Source organism: uncultured Capnocytophaga sp. (genome assembly GCF_963525585.1).
Taxonomy (GTDB): domain Bacteria; phylum Bacteroidota; class Bacteroidia; order Flavobacteriales; family Flavobacteriaceae; genus Capnocytophaga.
The window spans coordinates 1-22,179 of record NZ_CAURLX010000030.1 but is presented as its reverse complement, the minus strand read 5'-3'; the positions used below and the strand labels follow the sequence as shown (position 1 = coordinate 22,179).

The following is a 22,179-nucleotide window of genomic DNA, read 5'->3' as shown; positions in this document are numbered from 1 at the left end:
AATTTATGATATGTTGAATAATTTTTTTTCTGTTTTGGGATAAAAAAGATATTTATAATGTATAATCAGGAAGCCTCCCCTGAGGCACATCCATATGAATAATGCTACCCAGATTCCACTAAGCCCCCACTGGAAGAAGTATTCTGTTGCATAATAAGCTGGGAAAAACCCTAAAATGGTAGCTAGTACAAAGGCATTTCTCAGTACCCCAGTGAAACCTAATCCCTTATAGAAGCCGTCAAAAAGAAAGGTAATAGCATTGATAGGTTGCATCAGTACAACTATCCAGAATGTGCTGAAGAAAAGGGCTTGTATATCCTTATTCTTGGTGAGAAATTCACATACAGGGGAGTAAGAAATAAAGTACAGCAAGCAAATGAACCCTCCTATTGAAAGCACAATATAGAATAGGTCTCTAATCAGATATTTGATAGTAGAGAATTGTCGGGTACTGTAAAGCCTTCCAGCAAGTACCCCTCCTGCAGAGCAATATCCATCGAAGAGAAAGACTGAGAAAAGCCATACCTGATTCAGTATAGTATGAGTTGCCACTACAGTGCTATCTTTGCCTCCTCCAAGCCTTGTAGCTGCATAAAAAGAAAAGTAAAGAGTCGCCTGCATAGCAAATGAACGAATGAATAGGTCAAAGCCCATACGCATATTCTGCACAAATTTTGGATGGAGGCCTTTAGTTCTCTGAAAACGAAAAGGAGTCTTTGTATATAACAGTCTTACTGTAACCAAGAACATAGCCAATTGAGCCGAAAGAGTAGCCCAAGCGAGTCCTTCTATCTCCCAATTGAAAACAAATACGAAGATATAGTTCAGGAAAGTATTAACTACTCCTCCCAAAATTCCTGTGTACATAGCCCAAGAGGTATTCTGTAGTCCTCGAAACACATTCTGAATGGTTAAGGTTAAGAAAATTAAGGGAAGTCCCCATATTCGAATACGGAAATAGGTAAGCCCTTCCTCAAGGAGCACTCCTTGCGCATCATATAAGTTCTCTAGGATAAACCTTGTGGCAAAAGAAGCAATCAATGCGCTTGAGAGAGAAATAATTACTGAAAAACATAGAATCTGGGCAACCAGTCCTTTTAACTGTAAGAGTCGTTGTTGTCCATAAGCATATGAAATTTGTGAAGAAATAGCCCTACTTCCTTGTATAAAAATCCATACTACAGCCGTAAGAAAAGAAGAGACAATTCCCACAGCTCCCAAAATCTCCTTTGTATTGACAGGGATATGTCCAGCCATTACTGTATCGGTAAGTGACATAACAGGCTCTATCACTCCTGAGATAATAGCAGGAACAGCTAACCGATTGATTTCTTTTAGAGATATTCGCTTCAAAATAAGGCTATTAGTATTAATATAAGAATTCTTGCAAAATTACATCTTTTTTGAAACAAAACAAAATATTTAGCTTCTGATTGTTAATAAGTTATTACGAATCAATTTAAATAAGAAAATATTAAGATTTTTTTTGTTTGTCGTATTTCCTTTGAATTTCTTAAAAAAATAATTTATATTCACTTTATAATTGATTGTAATACAGATTATTTATAATATGAATATATATTGATAATCAATAATAAAAAGTAAATAAAGAGTTAAATATCTTGTATGTATTTTTTTATATCCAAAAAAAATCATATCTTTGTGAAAGAAATATAAAATTATTATTGTTATGGAAAATACAGCAAAGCTTATTTTTGAAGGGAAGGAATATGAATTCCCTGTTGTAGTTGGAACGGAAAACGAGAAAGCTATAAACATTGAAAAACTACGTGCGCTTACAGGGCTCATTACTTTGGATTCAGGGTATAAGAATACAGGGTCTTGTAAGAGTGCGATTACTTTCTTGGACGGAGAAAAAGGGATTCTCCGCTATCGTGGATATAATATAGAGGAATTGGCAGCTAAAGCAGAGTTCTTGGAAGTGGCTTATTTGCTTATCTTTGGAGAACTCCCTACAGCAGAGCAATATGATGACTTCAAGCGTACTATTCACAAATATACTTTAGTGCATGAGGAAATGAGACAAATCCTTAATGGATTCCCTAAAGCGGCACATCCTATGGGGGTACTCTCTGCAGCTACTAGTGCTTTGACTGCTTTTAATCCAATTCCTGTAAATGTACATTGTGAAAAGGATGTCTATCAGGCAGTTTGTAAGGCAATTGCCAAGGTAACTATTATTGCCACTTGGGTATATCGTAGGCGAGAAGGACTTCCTTTGAACTATTATAATAATGATTTGGGTTATATAGAGAATCTTCTGCAGCTGTTCTTCTCTATTCCTACAGAGAAATATCATATTAATCCCACAGTGGTAAGTGCTCTGAACAAATTGCTTATCTTGCATGGTGACCACGAACAGAACTGTTCTACTTCTACTGTGCGCTTAGTAGGTTCTTCTGAGGCGGGGCTTTTCGCAAGTATCTCTTCTGGGGTATCTGCACTCTGGGGAAGGTTACATGGTGGCGCTAACCAAGCTGTTATTGAAATGCTTGATGAAATCCACGCAGATGGAGGCGATGTAGATAAATTTATCAATAAAGCAAAAGATAAAAATGATCCTTTCCGCCTAATGGGATTCGGACACCGTGTCTATAAGAATTTTGATCCTCGTGCTAAGATTATTAAAGCTGCTGCTGATGATGTACTCAATGCCTTAGGAATAGATGAACCTATCTTTGCTATAGCTAAGCATCTTGAAAAGGTTGCTTTGGAGGATGAATACTTCAAATCACGTAACTTATATCCCAATGTAGATTTCTATTCAGGAATTATCTATAAGGCTTTAGGAATGCACTTGGAAATGTTCACAGTACTCTTTGCTATTGGTCGTCTGCCAGGTTGGATTGCTCAATGGAAAGAAATGCGCCAAGGAGGAGAACCTATTGGTCGTCCTCGTCAGATATATGTAGGAGCTAACGAAAGACCTTTTGTCCCTCTAGAAAAAAGATAAGCCTTATGAAAGATATCATCTATACTAAAACAGACGAAGCTCCTTTATTGGCTACATATTCATTATTTCCTATTATTAAGCGTTTTTGTGCTTCCTCTCAGGTGCATTTCCAGCTAAAAGATATTTCCTTAGCTGGGCGTATACTTGCTACTTTTCCTGAGTTACTCTCTGCTGAACAGCGTGTAGAGGATGCACTGGCTCAGCTAGGAGAATTGGCAATTAAGCCTCAGGCGAATATTATAAAATTACCCAATATCAGTGCTTCAACACCTCAGCTAAAGGCTGCGATTGCGGAATTACAAGCACAGGGCTATCCCTTACCTGACTACCCTGAGACTCCTGTCTCAGAGGAAGAAAAGCAGATTAAGGCTCGCTATGATAAGGTCAAGGGAAGTGCGGTGAATCCCGTCCTCAGAGAAGGAAATTCTGACCGAAGAGCTCCTAAATCTGTAAAGAATTATGCTAAGAAAAATCCTCATAAAATGGGAGCTTGGAATAAGGATTCTAAGACAATGGTAGCTACAATGCAAGCGGGTGATTTCTATCATAATGAAAAATCAGTAACACTGGATAAGCCCACCATAGTACGTATTGAATTGGTTACTCAAGATAATCACAGACATATCCTTAAAGAGGGGCTTTCCTTACAAAAAGGAGAGATTATAGATGCAACTCTGATGAGCAAAAATGCCTTGTTAGCTTTCTATAAGGAACAATTTGCAAAAGCAAAAGAACTCGGAGTATTACTCTCTTTGCACCTGAAAGCAACGATGATGAAAGTGTCAGACCCTATTCTCTTTGGGTATGCTGTAGAGACTTTCTTCCAGAGCCTTTTCGAGAAATATGCAGCGGATTTCAGAAAGCTAGAAGTGAATCCTCGTAATGGCTTCTCAGATGTCTTGGCTAAGATAACTTCATTGCCTACAGAAAAGCAGGAGGCAATTGCTAAAGATATAGCTCTTGCATTAGAGGAAGCTCCAGCAGTAGCAATGGTCAATTCAGAAAAAGGAATTACCAATCTGCACTATCCTAATGATGTAATTGTAGATGCTTCAATGCCTGCAATGATTCGTAATTCAGGAAAAATGTGGGATGCTCAGGGGGAACTTCAGGATACCTTAGCGGTTCTTCCAGATAGTAGCTATGCACGTATCTATCAGGTAGTGATTGATTTCTGTAAAGAAAATGGAGCTTTCGACCCTGCCACAATGGGTTCTGTTTCCAATGTGGGACTAATGGCACAGAAAGCCGAAGAGTATGGTTCTCACGATAAAACTTTTGAAATCCCTTATAAGGGAGTGATACAGGTCGTAGGGGATACAGGAGAAATATACCTCTCTCATTCAGTAGAAGAAGGTGATATATGGAGAATGTGTCAGGTGAAAGATGCTCCTATACAGGATTGGGTAAAGCTAGCGGTAACTCGTGCCAAAGCTACTCATACACCTGCTATTTTTTGGTTAGATATTCATCGGGCCCACGATAGAGAACTGATAAAAAAAGTAGAACAATATCTTAAGCAATATGATATCAAGGATTTGGATATTCGTATTCTAACACCTGAGGAAGCTATATTATTCTCTTTAGAACGTGCAAAAAAAGGAGAAGATACGATTTCGGTAACAGGAAATGTGCTTCGAGATTATCTAACAGACCTATTTCCAATCCTTGAATTAGGCACCAGTGCAAAAGTTCTTTCTATTGTTCCTCTGATGAATGGAGGAGGCCTCTTCGAGACGGGAGCAGGAGGATCAGCACCTAAATTAGCTGAACAGCTTTTTATTGAAAATCACCTCCGCTGGGATTCTTTAGGGGAATTCTTAGCTCTAGGAGCCTCTTTGGAACATTATGCTAATACTTATCAGGATGCTAAAGCTTTGGTACTCGCACAAACCCTTGATCAAGCCATAGGAGAGCTTTTAGAAAATAATAAATCACCTAAGCCTAAAGTAGGAGAATTGGATAACAGGGGTAGCCATTTTTATCTGGCTCTTTATTGGGCAGAAGCCTTGGCAGGACAAGCACAGGACAATACTTTAGCTGTCGAATTCAAGCCCATTGCACAAGCCCTAAAGCAGAATGAAGTACAAATTATGGAGGAATTACTTCTTGTACAAGGGCAAAAAGTAGATTTGCAAGGGTATTATCACCCTGATGACCAGAAGGCTTATCAGGTAATGCAAGCTAGCAAAACATTTAAAAATATTTTAGGAATATAAAACGATTATCAACAACAACTTAAAACTAATTGAGAATGGCTTTTGATATTCAAATGATCAAAAAGGTATATGAGCGTATGCCTGAAAGGGTCAATAAAGCCCGTGAGATTCTGGGCAGACCTCTAACACTTACAGAAAAAATCCTCTATGCTCACCTATGGGAGGAGCTCCCTTCGCAGGCTTTTGTCCGTGGAAAGGATTATGTAGATTTTGCTCCTGACCGTATTGCTTGTCAGGATGCCACAGCACAGATGGCACTCCTTCAGTTTATGCACGCAGGAAAGTCCAAGGTAGCAGTACCTACTACAGTGCATTGTGACCACCTTATACAAGCAAAAGTGGGAGCAGAAACAGACTTGAAGGTAGCAACGGAGCAATCCAAAGAAGTATTTGATTTTTTAGCCTCTGTATCTAATAAATATGGAATTGGTTTTTGGAAACCAGGAGCAGGAATTATTCACCAGATTGTATTGGAGAACTATGCTTTCCCTGGGGGAATGATGATAGGGACAGACTCACATACTGTGAATGCAGGAGGCTTGGGAATGCTTGCCATAGGAGTAGGGGGAGCAGATGCTGTAGATGTAATGGCAGGAATGGCTTGGGAACTCAAATTTCCTAAACTCATAGGAGTTAAGCTCACAGGAAAGCTTAGCGGATGGACGGCTCCTAAAGATGTAATCCTTAGAGTTGCTGATATCCTTACTGTAAAAGGAGGTACGGGAGCCATCGTAGAATACTTTGGAGAAGGAGCCCAGTCTCTCTCTTGTACAGGAAAGGGAACCATTTGTAATATGGGGGCAGAAATTGGAGCTACAACCTCTACTTTTGGTTATGATGAATCTATGCGTCGCTATCTTAGAGCAACAGGTAGGGAAGATGTAGTAACAGCTGCTGATGCGGTTGCTGAATATCTTACTGCAGACCCAGAAGTATATGCACAACCTGAAAAATATTTTGACCAACTCATAGAGATCAACCTGTCAGAATTAGAGCCTTATATTAATGGACCTTTCACTCCTGACCGAGGAACTCCAGTAAGTAAAATGAAAGAAGTTGCTCGTGAGAATGATTGGCCTCTCAAGGTAGAATGGGGACTTATAGGTTCTTGTACCAACTCCTCTTATGAGGATTTGAGCCGTGCTGTATCAGTAGTTAAGCAAGCGGTGGAAATGGGTGTAACCCCTAAGGCTGCTTTTGGGATTAACCCTGGTTCAGAACAAATTCGCTATACTATTGAGCGAGATGGTATTATGGAGGTATTTGAGCAGTTGAATACTAAAATTTTCACCAATGCCTGCGGACCTTGTATCGGACAATGGGACAGAGAAGGAGCTGAAAAACAGGAGAAAAATACAATTATACACTCCTTTAACAGAAACTTTTCTAAGCGAGCCGATGGAAATCCTAATACCCACGCTTTTGTAACCTCTCCTGAAATAGTTGCAGCCTTAGCAATTGCAGGACGGCTAGATTTTAACCCTATTACAGATACGCTAATCAATGATAAGGGCGAAGAAGTAAAATTCAAGCCCCCTTATGGAGAAGAACTTCCAACCAAAGGTTTTGCTGTAGATGATCCAGGTTATCAAGCTCCTGCTAAGGATGGAAGTGGAGTAGAGGTAGTGGTTTCTCCTACTTCCAATCGGTTACAACTCTTGGCACCATTCACTCCTTGGGATGGGAAGAATATTACAGGAGCTAAGCTATTGATTAAGGCACAAGGAAAATGTACAACAGACCATATTTCAATGGCAGGACCTTGGTTGAGATTCCGAGGACATTTGGATAATATTTCTAATAATATGCTTATCGGGGCAGTGAATGCTTTCAATGGCAAAACCAATGAGGTAAAGAACTTCCTTACAGGAACCTATGACGAAGTTCCTAAAGTACAACGGGCTTATAAAGCACAAGGGATTCCTTCTATAGTAGTGGGAGATCAAAACTATGGAGAAGGTTCTTCACGAGAACACGCAGCTATGGAACCTCGACACTTGGGGGTGAGAGCTGTTTTGGTGAAATCTTTTGCTCGTATTCACGAAACTAACCTTAAGAAACAAGGAATGCTCGCTCTTACCTTTGCCAATGAAGCAGATTATGATAAGATTCAGGAAGATGATACAATTAATTTCCTTGATCTTACAGAATTTGCCCCAGGGAAACCACTTCATTTAGAGTTTGTTCATAAGGACGGTAGTAAGGATGTTATTGTTTGTAATCATACCTATAATGCTTCCCAGATAGAGTGGTTTAAGGCAGGAAGTGCGCTAAACCTTATTGCTAGTAATAAATAGAATGATAATTTCATAATAGATAATGGGTAGGAAGTAAAACTTCCTACCTGTTATTTTTACTTTTAAAGTTCTTTTTTTTCGGAAATTTAATGTATCTTTGCATTTGAATATGATGGTAGTAAGTAGTACAAATGCTCTTTATTATTTATTGCCTATTTTACCTATTACCTAGAAAATGAGTATCAAAGAATTATTACAGAAAGGGAATGCCTCTCAAGAGGTTACCCTCAAAGGGTGGGTACGTACCTTCCGCAGCAATCGATTTATAGCTCTTAATGATGGTTCTACGCTAGCAAACCTACAAGTAGTGGTGGATTTCGAGCATACTCCTGAGGAGACACTTAAGCGCATTACCACAGGAGCGGCTATTGAAGTAAAAGGACAAGTAGTAGAGAGCCAAGGAAAAGGGCAAAATATTGAATTACAAGCCTCTGAGGTGATTATTCTTGGAGACTGTAATCCCGACGAATATCCTATCCAGCCTAAGAAACATTCATTAGAGTTTCTTCGAGAGCAAGCACATTTACGTGTCCGCACCAATGCCTTTGGAGCGATTATGCGTGTGCGCTCTACGTTAGCCTATGCAGTACATAAATATTTCCAAGATAATGGCTTCTTCTATGTAAATACACCTATCATTACCGGAAGTGATGCTGAGGGAGCCGGAGAGATGTTCCGTGTAACAACTTTGGATCCTAAAAATCCGCCTCTTACCGAGACAGGTGAAGTGGATTACAAAAAGGACTTCTTTGGGCGTGAAACCAATCTTACAGTGTCTGGACAGCTTGAAGGAGAGACTTTCGCAATGTCATTGGGAAAAATATACACCTTTGGGCCTACTTTCCGTGCAGAAAATTCTAATACTTCTCGCCATTTAGCAGAATTCTGGATGATAGAACCTGAAATAGCGTTCTATGACCTGATTGATAATATGAATCTGGCAGAAGATTTTATCAAATATGTACTGCGTTACACCTTGGAGGCACGTCGTGAGGATATTGAATTCCTTAACCAACGCTTTTTGGAGGAAGAAAAGACCAAGCCACAAGCCGAACGCAGTGAAATGTCACTAATAGAAAAGTTAGAGTTTGTCATCCATAATGACTTCAAGCGTGTGAGCTATACTGAGGCGGTAGAAATTCTTAAGAACTGTAATCATAACAAAAAGAAAAAATTCCAATATCTGATAGATGAGTGGGGAGTAGATTTGCAAAGCGAACACGAGCGTTATTTAGTAGAAAAACATTTTGGCTGTCCAGTAATTCTTTATGATTATCCAGCTAAAATTAAGGCGTTCTATATGCGATTGAATGAAGATGGGAAAACAGTTCGTGCGATGGACATTCTCTTCCCTGGAATAGGAGAGATTGTAGGAGGCTCTCAGCGTGAAGAACGTTATGATGTCCTCAAGCAAAAAATAGCCGATTTGGGTATGGATGAGCAAACCCTTTGGTGGTACTTGGAGTTACGCAAGTTTGGTACAGCAGTGCATAGTGGTTTTGGCTTAGGATTCGAGCGGTTGGTACTCTTCACTACAGGAATGACCAATATCCGTGATGTAATTCCTTATCCTCGTACGCCACAGAGTGCGGAATTCTAGAAAATTGTTGTTTAAAACTAAAAAAGCTGTCTTTTGGGACAGCTTTTTCTGTTATAAAGATTAAATTCAACAAGATTATTTCTTTTTCTTAGCAGAAGCTTCTGCTTTAGCAGCGTCTTGAGCCGCTTTAAGCGCAGCACGAGATACACGTACTTGGCATACAACAGTGTTCTCAGGGTGCAAAATCTTATATTTGTCTTGTTCCAAACGAGTGATATAGAAACGATTTCCCATTTCCATCCAAGAAATATCTACAGGAACAAAATCAGGAAGGTTGTCAGGAAGAGCTTTTACTTTAAGCTTACGGTTTACGATGCGTAAAGTACCCCCTGCCATCACTCCAGGAGCTGTTCCTACGATTTGGATAGGTACTGCTACAGTGATTTCTTTATCTTTGTGTAGTTCATAGAAATCAACGTGAATAATTTGGTCAGTTACAGGGTCAAACTGAATATCCTGAAGGATAGCTGTATAGCTCTTTCCTCCTAATTCAATCGTTGCAGTATATACATTAGGAGTATATACCAATTTTTTGAATGCTAAGGCATCAGCTGAAAAGTGAATGGTATTTTCTCCTCCGTATAGTACGCAAGGAACCTTTCCAGCATTACGTAAGGCTTTGCTTGCCGCTTTACCCACGCTTTCTCTTTGAGATCCTACGATTGTAATTGATTGCATAAAAATATATTTATTAAGAATTTACATTAAAAATTTGTTACTAATAGAAGCGTGTTCGTGTACTGAACGCATCACATCCGCAAATAGCTTCGCACAACTTAATACGTGTATTTTTGAAGTAAGGTTATGGTGCGGAATAGAATCCGTAACTATAAGCTCTTCCATAGGAGAGTTCTCTATTTTCTCAAGGGCGTTGCCACTCAGTAGGGCGTGTGTACATACAGCTCGCACACTTACTGCGCCTTTTTCTTTCATTATTTCAGAGGCTTTCACCAATGTTCCTGCTGTATCTACCATATCATCTACAAGGATGATATTTTTACCCTCTACCTCCCCGATGAGTTCCATTTTCTCTATCACATTGGCTTTTTTGCGTTGTTTGTAGCAAATAACCACGTCCGAATTAAGGAACTTGGCATAGGAGTGTGCTCTTTTGGAGCCTCCCATATCTGGAGAAGCAATACATAAGTTTTCTAGGTTCAAGCTCTTTATGTAAGGAACAAAAATGGTAGAGGCATATAGGTGATCTACAGGAATTTCAAAAAATCCTTGGATCTGATCCGCGTGTAAGTCCATCGTAATAATGCGAGTAGCTCCAGCAGTTTCCAGTAGGTTGGCTACTAGCTTCGCTGCAATAGGCACACGAGGCTTGTCCTTACGGTCTTGACGAGCCCAGCCAAAGTAAGGTATCACAGCTGTAATATGCTTAGCAGAGGCACGCTTGGCAGCATCTATCATTAGTAACATCTCCATTAAGTTTTCAGAAGAGGGCTGAGTAGAACCAATCAGAAAAACACGAGCGCCTCGCACTGACTCCTCAAAAGAAGGTTGAAATTCGCCATCACTGAAGTGAGAAAAAATAATTTTCCCTAACTCAATACCGTATTCCTGAGCAATTTTGCTCGCCAATGCTTCACTCTGTGTACAAGCAAAGATCTTGACGGCTGGCATAGAATATTCCATAAATCAAGTAGTTATAAGTATAATTAGATTCTTTTTTATAAGTGTGTATAAGTGTTTTCTGCGGTGGCAAAGATAGCAATTAAAAATGATTTCTAAAAAAAAAATTATTCTTTTTTTGTAAATTAAAAATTTTATTGTACTTTTGCACCAGAATTCATAACAATAATTGCCTGAGTGGCGGAATTGGTAGACGCGCACGACTCAAACTCGTGTTCTTCGGAGTGAGGGTTCGATTCCCTCCTCAGGTACTAAAGCTCCTCTTAATTTGTTTAAGAGGTTTTTTTATTGATTCTTCATTATAAATCTCATTTGTTATGAACACTATCCAAGTAGATCCCTATTACACCCTTATTATTGCCACTGTAGTTCTCTTGGTGGGAAGGCTTTTGGTAGGGAAAGTGAAAATTCTTCAGAACTTCAATATTCCTGAACCTGTAGCTGGAGGACTTCTGGCGGCTATTATTATCTATGTATTGTATATGAGTACAGGGCTCTCATTGGATTTTGACAAAGGGCTACAAGATACTTTTATGCTGATTTTCTTCTCCTCAATAGGGCTAAGTGCGGACTTCACACGATTGAAGTCTGGGGGTGTCGGTCTGTTTATTTTCTTAGGAGTAGTTGCTCTATTCATAGTTATTCAGAATGTGGTAGGAGTGAGCCTAGCCTCTGCTTTTGGGCTAGAGCCTGTTATAGGACTGATGACGGGGTCTATTACCCTTACTGGAGGGCACGGTACCGCTGGTGCTTGGGGAAAAGTGTTAGAACAGGATTTTCATATACAGGGAGCTACTGCTTTGGGAATGGCTGCCGCTACTTTTGGTTTGGTACTTGGGGGACTCATAGGAGGGCCAGTATCACGTCGGTTAGTCAACAAAATGGGAAGAAAAGAACTAAAAGAGGCTTCAGAAGAGACTAATGAAGCAGAAGTAGGAATGTTCGAACACCCCGAAAAACAACGCTTAATAACAGCCAAATCCGCTATCGAAACAATGGCTCTCTTTGCAGCATGCCTCTCTTTCTCTGCTTTGATGACTTTGCCAGAGGTAAAGGCTCTTTTTCCTGAAAAATTCACCTTGCCTCAATTCGTATGGGCTTTGTTCTTTGGAGTGCTATTGCGAAATGTACTTACTTCAGCTTTTAAAATAAATATGTTTGATAGGGCGATTGATGTATTTGGGAATGCATCATTGAGCCTCTTCTTAGGAATTGCCCTGCTAAATCTTAAGTTATGGCAGCTACTGGACTTGGCACTTCCTATGTTAGTGATTCTTGCGGTACAAACATTTGTGATGAGTACCTATGCTTACTTTGTTACTTATCGCCTTATGGGCAAGGATTACGATGCCGCAGTTTTGGCAGGAGGACATTGTGGGTTCGGCTTGGGAGCAACTCCTACGGCGGTTGCCAATATGCAGTCTATTACAGAAAAGTTTGGTCCCTCACATAAGGCTTTCCTAATCGTACCTATGGTAGGGGCATTCTTTGTGGATTTCGTGAATGCCTTTATTCTATCAGGATTTATATCTATTTTAAAGTAAAAAATGACCTCCTTTCACGTTCCTACAATGGCGGAACTTTCCGCACAAGGCAAGCAACCTGAGATACTCTTCTGGGTGGGCTGTGCAGGGAGCTTTGATGAGCGTGCTCGCAAGGTAACCAAGGCTTTTGCTAAAATTCTTTATAAGGCGCAAGTTTCTTTTGCTGTCTTGGGTTCTGAGGAAGGCTGTACAGGTGATCCCGCTAAGCGTGCTGGCAACGAATTCTTATTTCAGATGCAAGCCCTTTCCAATATCGAAACGCTTAATAATTATGGGGTTACAAGGATAGTAACTGCTTGTCCTCACTGCTTCAATACTTTGCGTAACGAATACCCTTCCTTAGGAGGGAAGTACGAAGTGCTTCACCATACACAACTCCTTAAGCAACTCTTGGAGGAAGGACGCCTTAAGGTGGAGGGGGGGCTCTTTAAGGGAAAACGTATCACTTTTCACGATCCCTGTTACCTAGGGCGGGGTAATGGTGAATATGAAGCTCCTCGTAAGCTCCTTGAGCACCTAGAAGCCGAGATTATTGAAATGAAGAAAAGCCGAGAACGCTCTTTCTGCTGTGGGGCAGGGGGGGCACAGCTCTTCAAAGAACCTGAAAAAGGTGATGCAGATATTCATAACAAGCGAGCAGAACAAGCCCTTGCTGTGAAGCCAGAGGTAATTGTAACCGCTTGTCCTTTCTGTAATACAATGCTTACCGATGGAGTCAAAAACCAGCAAAAAACAATCATTCCTGTGATGGATATTGCCTTGCTCATAGAACAAGCAGAAGATTTATAATTAAAGACTGATTAAACAAAGGAATGGGAAAGAACAAATTAAAACGATTTAGGGAAAATGAAACCTTTACCAATGTACTCCAGCCTTCTCGGGAAGAGATCCTCTCAGGAAATTTTCCACTTAAAGGGAAGTGGGCAAGCGATTTTTTTCAGAATGGAAATCCTATCGTGCTGGAATTAGGCTGTGGAAAAGGAGAATATACTGTGAACCTAGCGCAACAATACCCTCAGAAGAATTTTATAGGGGTAGATATTAAGGGAGCGCGCTTCTGGAGAGGAGCTAAGACAGCTCTGGAGGAGAAAGTTCCCAATGCAGCTTTTCTGCGCTGTCAGATAGAGCTTATTGATATGATTTTTGCTTCCAATGAGGTCGCTGAGATATGGATTACTTTTCCTGATCCTCAAATAAAATACAAGCGTACCAAGCACAGGCTTACCAATGCTGATTTTCTCGAAAAATATAAGAAAATACTAGCTCCAGACGGTCTTATTCACCTTAAGACTGATAGCGAGTTCCTCCACGGCTATACCTTGGGGCTCCTTCACGGATTAGGGCACGAAATCCTGTATGCAAATCATCATATTTACAGAAATGAGGGAGCTCCTGCCGAAGTGCTTGCCATCCAAACTACTTATGAAAAGATATATCTGGCACAAGGAAAGCCTATTACCTATATACGTTTTCGTCTTCATTAATCCTAATTATAAATAAGATAAGAGCTAAATTTTTTGCTAAAAATAATTTATTTTTAAGCAAAAAAAATTAGAAATTTCTTTAAAAATAGAAATTAAAATTTCCTATAAAAACTGTTTTTTCTTCCTAATAATTCGTATTTTTGCACGTCATTTTAGGTAAAAAAATAGTACTGTCCTATGAACAAAAAGCGTAATACGATTGAGTATTTAAAATCTTTTTATATAAAAGATTATCTGTTAATGGCTCTTGCCATTGTTATTTATACAGTGGGGCTTACAGGCTTCATTATGCCTAATCAGGTGGTTTCAGGAGGCTTAGCAGGAGTTGCCCTCTTGCTGAATTATGCTACAGGGATTAATGTTTCTAGTACCATCTTTGTGGTAAATGCTATCTTATTGGTTTTGGCATTCAGGCCTTTAGGGCAAAAATTCGTTATCAATACCATTATAGGAGCAGGGATGCTTACCTTAGGGGTGAAGCTCGGGGAAATGTATCTAAAGCCCTATTTCCTAGCGAATCCACCTGTACATGATCCCTTTATTGCTATTGTACTAGGGGGAATCTTTATGGGGGTAGCCTTAGGATTAGTATATTCAGTAAATGGAAGTACTGGAGGGGTAGATATCATTGGATTCCTTGTTACTAAGTATTTTAAGATACGTATTTCCCGTATTCTCCTTTATGTAGACGTGCTTATCGTATTATCCTCTATATTTGTTCTTAAGGGCTATACAGCTGAAAAAATGGTGCTGGGGCTCATTCTGCTACCGGTGATGTATCAGGCGGTGGATGTGGTAATGAATGGAGCTAAACAAGCAATACAAGTAACCATTCTCTCCAAAAAATATGAAGAAATAGCTACCCATATTAATACAGAGCTCAAGCGGGGCTGTACAGTGGTAGATGGAACGGGTTGGTATACCAAAAATCCTCAAAAAGTAATCATTGTTTTTGCACGTCGAGGAGAGGGAACTACCATCTTCAGATTGGTCAATAGCATTGATCCAGAGGCTTTTGTTACCCGTACCAATGTAGAGGCTGTCTATGGAAAAGGTTTTGAGAAGTTCAATTAATAAAGGCTTATATGGAGAGACCTTACCTATGGGTGAGGTTTCTTTTTTTCAGGAGGATCTTTGTGTGGTGGTACCTACTTATAATAATGCCAAAACACTAGGACGTGTCCTTGAGGGGATTCTTCGCTATACCTCTCATATCTTGGTGGTCAATGATGGAGCTACAGATGAAACTCCTGCTCTTCTTTCCTCTTACCCTTCTCTTAGGGTTATTACCTTTGCTAAGAATAGAGGCAAAGGAGCAGCTTTGAAAGCCGCTTTCCGAGAAGCTGTGTCCTTAGGCTATGCTTATGCCATTACCATAGATTCTGACGGGCAACATTATCCAGAGGATCTCCCTGCTTTTGCTTCAGCTTTACGTAATACGCAGGAACCCACCTTATGGGTAGGAAGCCGGAATATGGATAGTGAAGGGATACCACGTAAGAGTAGTTTCGGGCATCGGTTTTCTAACTTCTGGTTTCACCTCGAAACGGGAGTAAAGCTCCCTGATACTCAGTCAGGGTATCGTTTGTATCCTCTTTTGCATCTGCCCAAGCGTTATTTTACAGGTAAGTATGAGTTTGAAATAGAGGTTTTGGTACGTTCTTCTTGGCGAGGGGTACAGGTAAGTAGCTTGCCTATTCGTGTGCTGTATGACCCAAGCGAACGTGTCTCTCATTTCCGTCCTTTCTGGGATTTTCTACGGATTAGCTTTCTGAATACTTTTCTAGTTCTTATAGCTTTACTCTATATAAAACCTAGAGATTTTCTCAGGCAGTTAAAAAAAAAAGTTTTAGGCGATTTGTAAGGGAAAATATCCTAGAGGCAGATACTTCCGATAGTAACAAAGCCTTTTCAGTTGCTCTGGGAATATTCTGTGGGATTGCTCCTTTCTGGGGATTCCAGACAGCCATTACCCTTACCCTTGCTTTTTTGTTCAGGCTGAATAAGACCCTAGCATTCTTATGCTCCAATGTGAGTATTCCTCCAATGATTCCTTTTATTATTATCGGCTCTTTTAAGATGGGAAGCCTCCTTACAGGCACCCCTATGGCACTTCTTCCCAAGGAACAAAAAGCCCTAATGAGCTTCATCAGCCAACATCTTTGGCAATACCTTGTAGGGAGTTTTGCACTGGCAACCTTTTGTGCAGGATCCTTAGCGATGGTGCTTTATCTCTTTCTGAAGATAAATCATAAAAGAAAATAGGCTCATATAGAGCCTGTATTTAGTAAGGATTAAAACTATTTCTTAAGAGAAATTACTTCCTTACAAACCTTTTTTCTCCTTGGATGTAGAGGATTCCTTCTTTATCATCATACTTGAAAGTAGTGTTCTCGTAACTATCTCCCTGAGCAGATTTCTCTAGGATAGCTTGCCCATTATTGGTAGTAAAAACCTATACCTTGGATTTGTCTTCATTAAAGAGAACAAAAGCACTAATCACAGCCTCATTCTCTTTTACATCTACAGGGTTCAGGCGCACTCCGGCTTCAAATATCTGCAAGCAGGTCTGCCTTAGTTCGCTCCAAGTTTGCCCTGCTGAGGGTAGGCAACCGTGCTCATCAGTATCACCTCCTACTAGAGGGCTTTCGATAGCATTTTCATTTGTAGTTGTCGGATTTTCTTTAGGGGTGTTTCCGCAGGCAAGCAAGAATAGAAGTCCGCCACATAAAGTCATTTTTTTCATAATATAAAAATAGTTAATACAATTAAAATTTGATGTAGTCCTAGTAAAAAAGGCTACTGTATAGTAGCCTTTTCCCTAAAAATAATAATCAATTATGCACAGTGTAACAAACATTTCTTATTTAAATTCTAAGATAGCGTGCTCTATAAAGTCAATATAGTCAATATAGCCATTTTCCTTTAGGAAATTTTCTAGATAAGCACCGCTAGCTTCCATTCCTCCTACAGCTTCTACTTGGAGCATTTTGGCGTATAGGGGAGCGATATATTTCTGGACACTCTGAGTAGGAACAGAGGTACGGCGTGCCAGATAGCTCGCAATCTTCCCTTGTGCGTCCTTAATGATATCAAAGTCCGTAACTACCCAGTAATATTCGCCTGATTTGGCTAAGTTCTTTGCCACCGCGTGGAAGTTAATCCCTTGTTGGATATTGTCCCATAGTACCTTGAAGATAACCCTTGGCATATCAGGATGGCGGATGATATTATGAGGCGAACCCAGAAGTTCCTCAGCACTGTAACCACATACATCACAGAATACCTGATTCACGTAATCAATAGTACCTGCGGCATCGGTACGGCTCATAATGGTTTTGGATTTGTCCCAATTCACCTCACGGTCTATAGGGGTGGGGTATTGAAAATTTGGTATCATATATTCTCTGGTAAAATTTGCCACAAAGATACAATTTTTCACTGAACTACAAAAAATTAATTAAAAATAGTTATCAACAGCTTTTGTGTAACTCATTGTTTTTCAATAAGAAAAAAATTTTCAACAATCGTAAAAAATACAAGAAGAAAAATTGGGTTTTTATGAAAAATTTTTATAACTTGCACCCTCAATTAAAAAGATAAAAAAAATTGTATGGAAACATTAATGGTAGCGGTGTTTTTCATTGGTTATCTGTTTATTACAATGGAACATCAGGTGAAAATAGACAAGACCATTTCTGCACTTGGAATGGCTGTTATCTGCTGGACAATCCTCAAAACAGCAAATATGGCTGTTTATGAGATAGACGGCGGGCTCGTCCCTAAGGCGGATAGTCATGGGGGGGATAATCTTCTAGCCATTGACGAAATGCTCTTACATCACTTGGGTAAAATAGCCGAAATTCTCTTCTTCCTTATTGGGGCTATGACCATTGTTGAGATTATTGATATGCACCGAGGGTTTGAGATTATCAAGAAGATTGTTAAGACACGTAGGAAAACCAAGCTCCTGTGGGTGCTTGGGGTAGTGGCTTTCTTTCTTTCAGCTTTGATTGATAACCTTACCACTATTATTATAATGATTACTATTTTGCGAAAGCTCGTACCTTTCCGAGAAGAACGTATGTGGTACGCTTCCTTGCTTATCATTGCAGCTAATGCAGGAGGAGCTTGGTCACCTATCGGAGACGTAACCACTACAATGCTCTGGATGGCAAATAAGGTAACAGCTCTTAAGCTCATTGATTATGTGGTAATTCCTGCAGTACTCTGCTTTGTGATTCCTTTTGTGATTGCTTCTTTTATGCCTATTTTCAAAGGGCGCTTGGAGATGCCTCAGATGGACAAGACCGAAGCCTATAGGAGTAGTACCCCTATCCTTATTGTAGGAGTCTTGGGAATTATCTTTGTGCCTATCTTTAAGTCTGTATTCCACTTGCCTCCTTACTTAGGAATGCTTTTCTCTTTGGCAACAGTATGGTTCTTCTCTGAAGTGCTTAAGCCTAACCTACCTTCTACTGATGAGTCCAAGCCTTCTTTCTCAGTACATAAAGCATTAGGAAGGATAGAACATTCTAGTATTCTTTTCTTCTTGGGAATCCTCTTAGCGGTAGCTGCTTTGGAGTCCGTAGGAGCTTTGTTCCACTTTGCAGGTTGGTTGGATAATATAGTTCCTAATAAGAATATTGTGGTGATGATTCTTGGCTTTGGTTCAGCTGTGATTGATAATGTGCCACTGGTAGCTGCTGCTATAGGAATGTTCCAAGAGGCAATAGATGCTTCTGTATGGCACTTTATTGCTTTCTCAGCAGGAACAGGAGGAAGTTTGCTTATTATTGGTTCTGCTGCAGGGGTAGCTGCAATGGGAATGGAGAAAATAGACTTCTTCTGGTATGTGAAGAAGATTTCTTGGCTCGCTCTTCTAGGATTCCTCGCTGGCTGTGGTTCCTTGATTGCTATAGAAGCACTCTTCCATTCATAAAATCTTAAAAGGAATAACCTTATGAATTCCCCCTTTGGAGTATGTGAGGGGAGGTACCCCGAAAGAATAGTAGGGACACAGAACCTCCTGCTAACCCCTCCAAAGGAGGAACCTCACTTATAAATAAAAAATCAAAACTTCCCTATGGAAGAAAAGATAAAATAAATGAAGTATAAAACTAAAAATTATAAGATAATGAATCATGCTAGTTTTAAGAATAGTATAGGTAAGTACCTGTGGGTGTTCTTATGGCTCTGTTCTATATCTGCTCTTGCGCAGGCTCCACCTAACTTTACTACCTCAATAGGTAGAACTGCTTGTGGGGGAAGTATTACAGTAGATTGGAATGCTGATGCCTCCATCCTAAGGGATTACTGGGCAAAGCTCTATAATAGTGCAGGAGTGGAACTCTCCCAGCAGGCATTTGACCTTACCCAGAAAAAAGCCCGATTTACTTACCTTTCTGCTGGAAACTATACTGTCAAGGTGATGAAAAAGGATGGTACTACGGGCTATGGAGGGACCTCCCCTAGAGTACATGTAACTTCCGATTATACGCGTTTTTCTATTGATGCCACTACAGGCATTACCCAAACGGCTTCTTCGGATTGCTCTGCTACAGGGCAGGCAACCATTAAGGTAAAGAACGGAAAAGGACCTTTTGTAATCAAAGCTTACGAGCGGGGCTCATCTACGGCGAGTGTTACCTCTGCGGTAACTGCTAAGTCCGGGACAGAGACCCCTGTACTGCTTTCAGGGCTTAAGCCTAATGTGGTATATGATATAGAGGTAACTGATCAGATGGGTAACCAAGGGTGTTCGCTTACCGAGCCCAAGACTACTCGTAGTATTACCACCCTTCCTGCTTCAGGATCCTTTGTGAGAAACCTCTCTATGGAGACCTGTCGCCCACTGAAATCTACAGAAACTGTAGGGGCTAATGGACTGGTGAATGTAGAGATTAACAACACCAACTCAGGAACAGGACCTTTCACCCTTAAGGTGGTGAATACCGATACCAATGAGGTGATCATTAATAATAAAAGTATTGCTAAGAGTGGTACTACAGGTTCTACTATTGTAAAGGTAGAACCAGATGCAGGTAATTCACTAGGGGCAAATACCAACTATACCCTTACCCTCACCGATGGCTCCTGTACGGTTACCAAGACCGAGCGTAAGGAATACACCCATCGTCCGAATACCTTATATTTACATTTCCATCCAATTGGGAATGGAGGACTTGGTTATAATGCTTGTAACACAGTTCAATTGGCTGTAGAAGGGCGTTACCAGCATAGTACTAATAGAGCAAATTATTATCCTTACTTGATGAAAGTAGAGGTAAAGCGAGGAGGAACTACTCTTGGTGGATACCCTCAAGAATTTACTAATTCAGAAGTAGCTAATCCTACTATTAATGGGAGTCATCATCATTATGGAGGAAGTACTACAACACGTTATTGGAGTTGGTCACGGCCAATGATCCATTTTGTAACAGCAGTAGGTGCTCAGAATATAAAAGTAGGAGATGTAATTACATATACTTATAAAGATTGTTCAGGGCAGCCTGATAAGGTAATTACTTATACAGTTGATCCTTTACCTGCTCCTACTACTACTTTGGAAATAGAGCCTATAAGTCCTAAGAATCCTGCTAACCCTTGTGCTAAGAGAGTAAAGCTTACTACCCAGTTCCAAAACGAAAAATGGGTTACAGGAGGAGCTGTTACTTATACTACTCAGAACAGCATTCACGCTTTTTCTTATAGAACGAAAGTAGGCAGCTCTTGGGGGAGTCCAGTATCATTATCAGGAAATACAGAATTACAATATTGGTATGATGAGATACGAGCAAACAAGCATACCATAATAGAGAATAATGCCACAGCTAGTAACTATCAGGTAGAATATGCAAGATTAGATCTTCTTCCAAGTGGATTGAGTGGAAATCCTCAAAATAATTGCTTACACTACCTATCTCCAAATTATTCTCAGTCAGATCTAGCCGCAGTCAATACGCTATCTGGGATAAGAATAGGGAATGGAGATGCTCGTATGGTACTGGATGTAACCAATAAGGGGCGTACCATTACCATAGGTGCTGATGATCGCGCTCTTTCGGGTATGGACTTTATTGATGCGAATAATCCACTGAAGGTAACCCTTGAAAGGGTAGATGGGCAAACAGAAATTACGATGGTTGCCAATAACCAACCGTGGAACCTTGGAGCTCCTAAGCAGTACAAGGTGAAGTTCCCTTATACCAGAGAGTTTAGCGATGGGGCAAGTGCATATGTACTTGCGGATGTACCACCAGGTAAGTATAAGATTACCCTTCAGGATCGTTGTAGTAGCCGTGTGATTAATAATTATGAAGTACCAGGCAATACGCCTGCTACTTATTATGAGCTGGATTATCAAGTGCGTACTTCCTGTGCTCAGGGAGGTCAAGATAGTAAGGGAGAGGTTACCTTTACAGGTGCCTATGACCGTAATGCAACAGCGCCTTTCAGCAGGATGTATGTTTATAAGGATTTAGACAATGGTCAGGAAATTCATAAACGTGCAGGTAATCTTGTAGAAACTAAGGCGCTTACAGAGGTTACACATAGTGATCCTACCAAGGCGAAATTCACAGGGAAGATTTCTAATCTACCAGCAGGTAAATACTTGCTTGGGATAGCGCCCGGCTGGGGTTGGTATACTATTGTAGATAAGCCAGAGGACAATGGTTATACTTACGGACCTACAGCTGCCGAAAGGGGACAAGGACTCCTCAGGCATACACGTTTCTACAAAGCCTTTGAAATCAAAAACATAACAGATGTAGTTCCAGAGTCTAGCATCGCAATGTGTAACCCAAGTGATCCAAATACGGGCTTGGTAAAAGTAGAGATGCCTACAGGCTCTGTGCCTCAGTTCCCTATTACTTATACCTTATATAAGGTATCCGGAGGGAATAAGACCATTGCAGTGAATGGTTCAGGTGTACAGATAGCACCTATCACACGTCAAGAGAGCGATACAGATCACAATGCGTTGTTTAGCAATGTACCTAAGCTTACCGGAGGTGATACCTATGAAGTAGAGTTTAAGTCCGGTTGTTTAGAGCGCTGGGTAACGGTTCCTGATTTCGGAGATTTGGATATTCCTGCAGTAACTACATCGGATACAAGCCTATGTGCAGGAAGGCCTCTCACCCTTAGTGTGAATCTTTCGGCTAGTATGTATGATATCCAATGGAAGTCCAATCCAGCAAGTGCATTGGCGGGCATTCCAGCGGCTACCTTGAAGCAATCTAGCTTCTCTTTCAATCCTACAGTGAATGCTTCCTACTGGGTTACTTACGCACCGAAGTCCAACTTAGGTTGTACGGTGGTAAGTAAGGACACCCCTCAGAAGCAAGTAACCATTACCGTAACGAACTTCACGGATGCTGATCTTATTTCGATGCCATCGGATCAGTCACTAACTTTGT

Annotated in this window: 15 protein-coding genes, 1 tRNA gene and 1 pseudogene; 12 read left to right on the top strand and 5 right to left on the bottom strand. The window is 40.4% G+C overall.

What is annotated here, in order from left to right:
• Positions 1-3 precede the first annotated feature (3 nt).
• Entirely contained in the window at positions 4-1,353 is a 1,350-nt protein-coding gene (locus tag RYK20_RS07755) for an MATE family efflux transporter (RefSeq protein ID WP_314894994.1), read from the bottom strand.
• 337 nt (positions 1,354-1,690) lie between these two features.
• Here RYK20_RS07755 and RYK20_RS07750 point away from each other — a divergent pair, with 337 nt between their 5' ends.
• From RYK20_RS07750 to asnS, 4 genes are all read left to right on the top strand, one after another.
• The gene (locus RYK20_RS07750; protein WP_314894993.1) at positions 1,691-2,974 is read left to right on the top strand and encodes a citrate synthase; all 1,284 of its coding nucleotides are present in this window, start codon (positions 1,691-1,693) and stop codon (positions 2,972-2,974) included.
• A 5-nt stretch (positions 2,975-2,979) separates the two neighbouring features.
• A complete protein-coding gene (locus tag RYK20_RS07745; RefSeq protein WP_314894992.1) occupies positions 2,980-5,193 on the top strand; it encodes an NADP-dependent isocitrate dehydrogenase in 2,214 nt (737 codons plus the stop codon).
• Positions 5,194-5,228: 35 nt separating this feature from the next.
• Complete coding sequence (locus RYK20_RS07740) at positions 5,229-7,490, top strand: aconitate hydratase (protein ID WP_314894991.1); 2,262 nt, start codon at positions 5,229-5,231, stop codon at positions 7,488-7,490.
• 175 nt (positions 7,491-7,665) lie between these two features.
• Complete coding sequence (gene asnS / locus RYK20_RS07735; protein ID WP_311457197.1) at positions 7,666-9,090, top strand: asparagine--tRNA ligase; 1,425 nt, start codon at positions 7,666-7,668, stop codon at positions 9,088-9,090.
• A 75-nt stretch (positions 9,091-9,165) separates the two neighbouring features.
• On the opposite strand, the gene RYK20_RS07730 is transcribed toward asnS, so the two are convergent.
• Together RYK20_RS07730 and RYK20_RS07725 are read right to left on the bottom strand one after the other, a co-directional pair.
• Positions 9,166-9,768: a 50S ribosomal protein L25/general stress protein Ctc gene (locus RYK20_RS07730; protein WP_297978346.1), complete on the bottom strand. Its 603-nt coding sequence runs from the start codon at positions 9,766-9,768 to the stop codon at positions 9,166-9,168.
• Positions 9,769-9,789: 21 nt separating this feature from the next.
• Positions 9,790-10,731: a ribose-phosphate pyrophosphokinase gene (locus RYK20_RS07725; protein WP_314894990.1), complete on the bottom strand. Its 942-nt coding sequence runs from the start codon at positions 10,729-10,731 to the stop codon at positions 9,790-9,792.
• A gap of 168 nt (positions 10,732-10,899) precedes the next feature.
• Here RYK20_RS07725 and RYK20_RS07720 point away from each other — a divergent pair.
• From RYK20_RS07720 to RYK20_RS07695, 6 genes and pseudogenes are all read left to right on the top strand, one after another.
• Positions 10,900-10,979 (top strand) — tRNA-Leu (locus RYK20_RS07720).
• Positions 10,980-11,045: 66 nt separating this feature from the next.
• Positions 11,046-12,272: a sodium/glutamate symporter gene (gene gltS / locus RYK20_RS07715; RefSeq protein ID WP_314602946.1), complete on the top strand. Its 1,227-nt coding sequence runs from the start codon at positions 11,046-11,048 to the stop codon at positions 12,270-12,272.
• A 3-nt stretch (positions 12,273-12,275) separates the two neighbouring features.
• Entirely contained in the window at positions 12,276-13,061 is a 786-nt protein-coding gene (locus RYK20_RS07710) for a (Fe-S)-binding protein (protein ID WP_314894989.1), read from the top strand.
• Between the two features lie 23 nt (positions 13,062-13,084).
• The gene (trmB, locus tag RYK20_RS07705) at positions 13,085-13,756 is read left to right on the top strand and encodes a tRNA (guanosine(46)-N7)-methyltransferase TrmB (protein ID WP_314894988.1); all 672 of its coding nucleotides are present in this window, start codon (positions 13,085-13,087) and stop codon (positions 13,754-13,756) included.
• 177 nt (positions 13,757-13,933) lie between these two features.
• Positions 13,934-14,830: a YitT family protein gene (locus RYK20_RS07700; protein WP_297977903.1), complete on the top strand. Its 897-nt coding sequence runs from the start codon at positions 13,934-13,936 to the stop codon at positions 14,828-14,830.
• 28 nt (positions 14,831-14,858) lie between these two features.
• A pseudogene (locus tag RYK20_RS07695) lies at positions 14,859-16,021 on the top strand (DUF2062 domain-containing protein).
• 190 nt (positions 16,022-16,211) lie between these two features.
• Here RYK20_RS07695 and RYK20_RS07690 read toward each other — a convergent pair.
• On the bottom strand, positions 16,212-16,502 hold the full coding sequence (locus RYK20_RS07690; RefSeq protein ID WP_314894987.1) for a hypothetical protein: 291 nt from the start codon (positions 16,500-16,502) through the stop codon (positions 16,212-16,214).
• A 117-nt stretch (positions 16,503-16,619) separates the two neighbouring features.
• Complete coding sequence (locus tag RYK20_RS07685; protein ID WP_297977901.1) at positions 16,620-17,156, bottom strand: PAS domain-containing protein; 537 nt, start codon at positions 17,154-17,156, stop codon at positions 16,620-16,622.
• A gap of 213 nt (positions 17,157-17,369) precedes the next feature.
• Between RYK20_RS07685 and nhaD the strand changes: the two genes are divergently transcribed.
• On the top strand, positions 17,370-18,698 hold the full coding sequence (nhaD, locus tag RYK20_RS07680) for a sodium:proton antiporter NhaD (protein ID WP_297977899.1): 1,329 nt from the start codon (positions 17,370-17,372) through the stop codon (positions 18,696-18,698).
• Positions 18,699-18,893: 195 nt separating this feature from the next.
• Positions 18,894-22,179, top strand: a 3,286-nt coding sequence (locus RYK20_RS07675) for a hypothetical protein (protein WP_314894986.1), incomplete at its 3' end; no start/stop codon positions are given.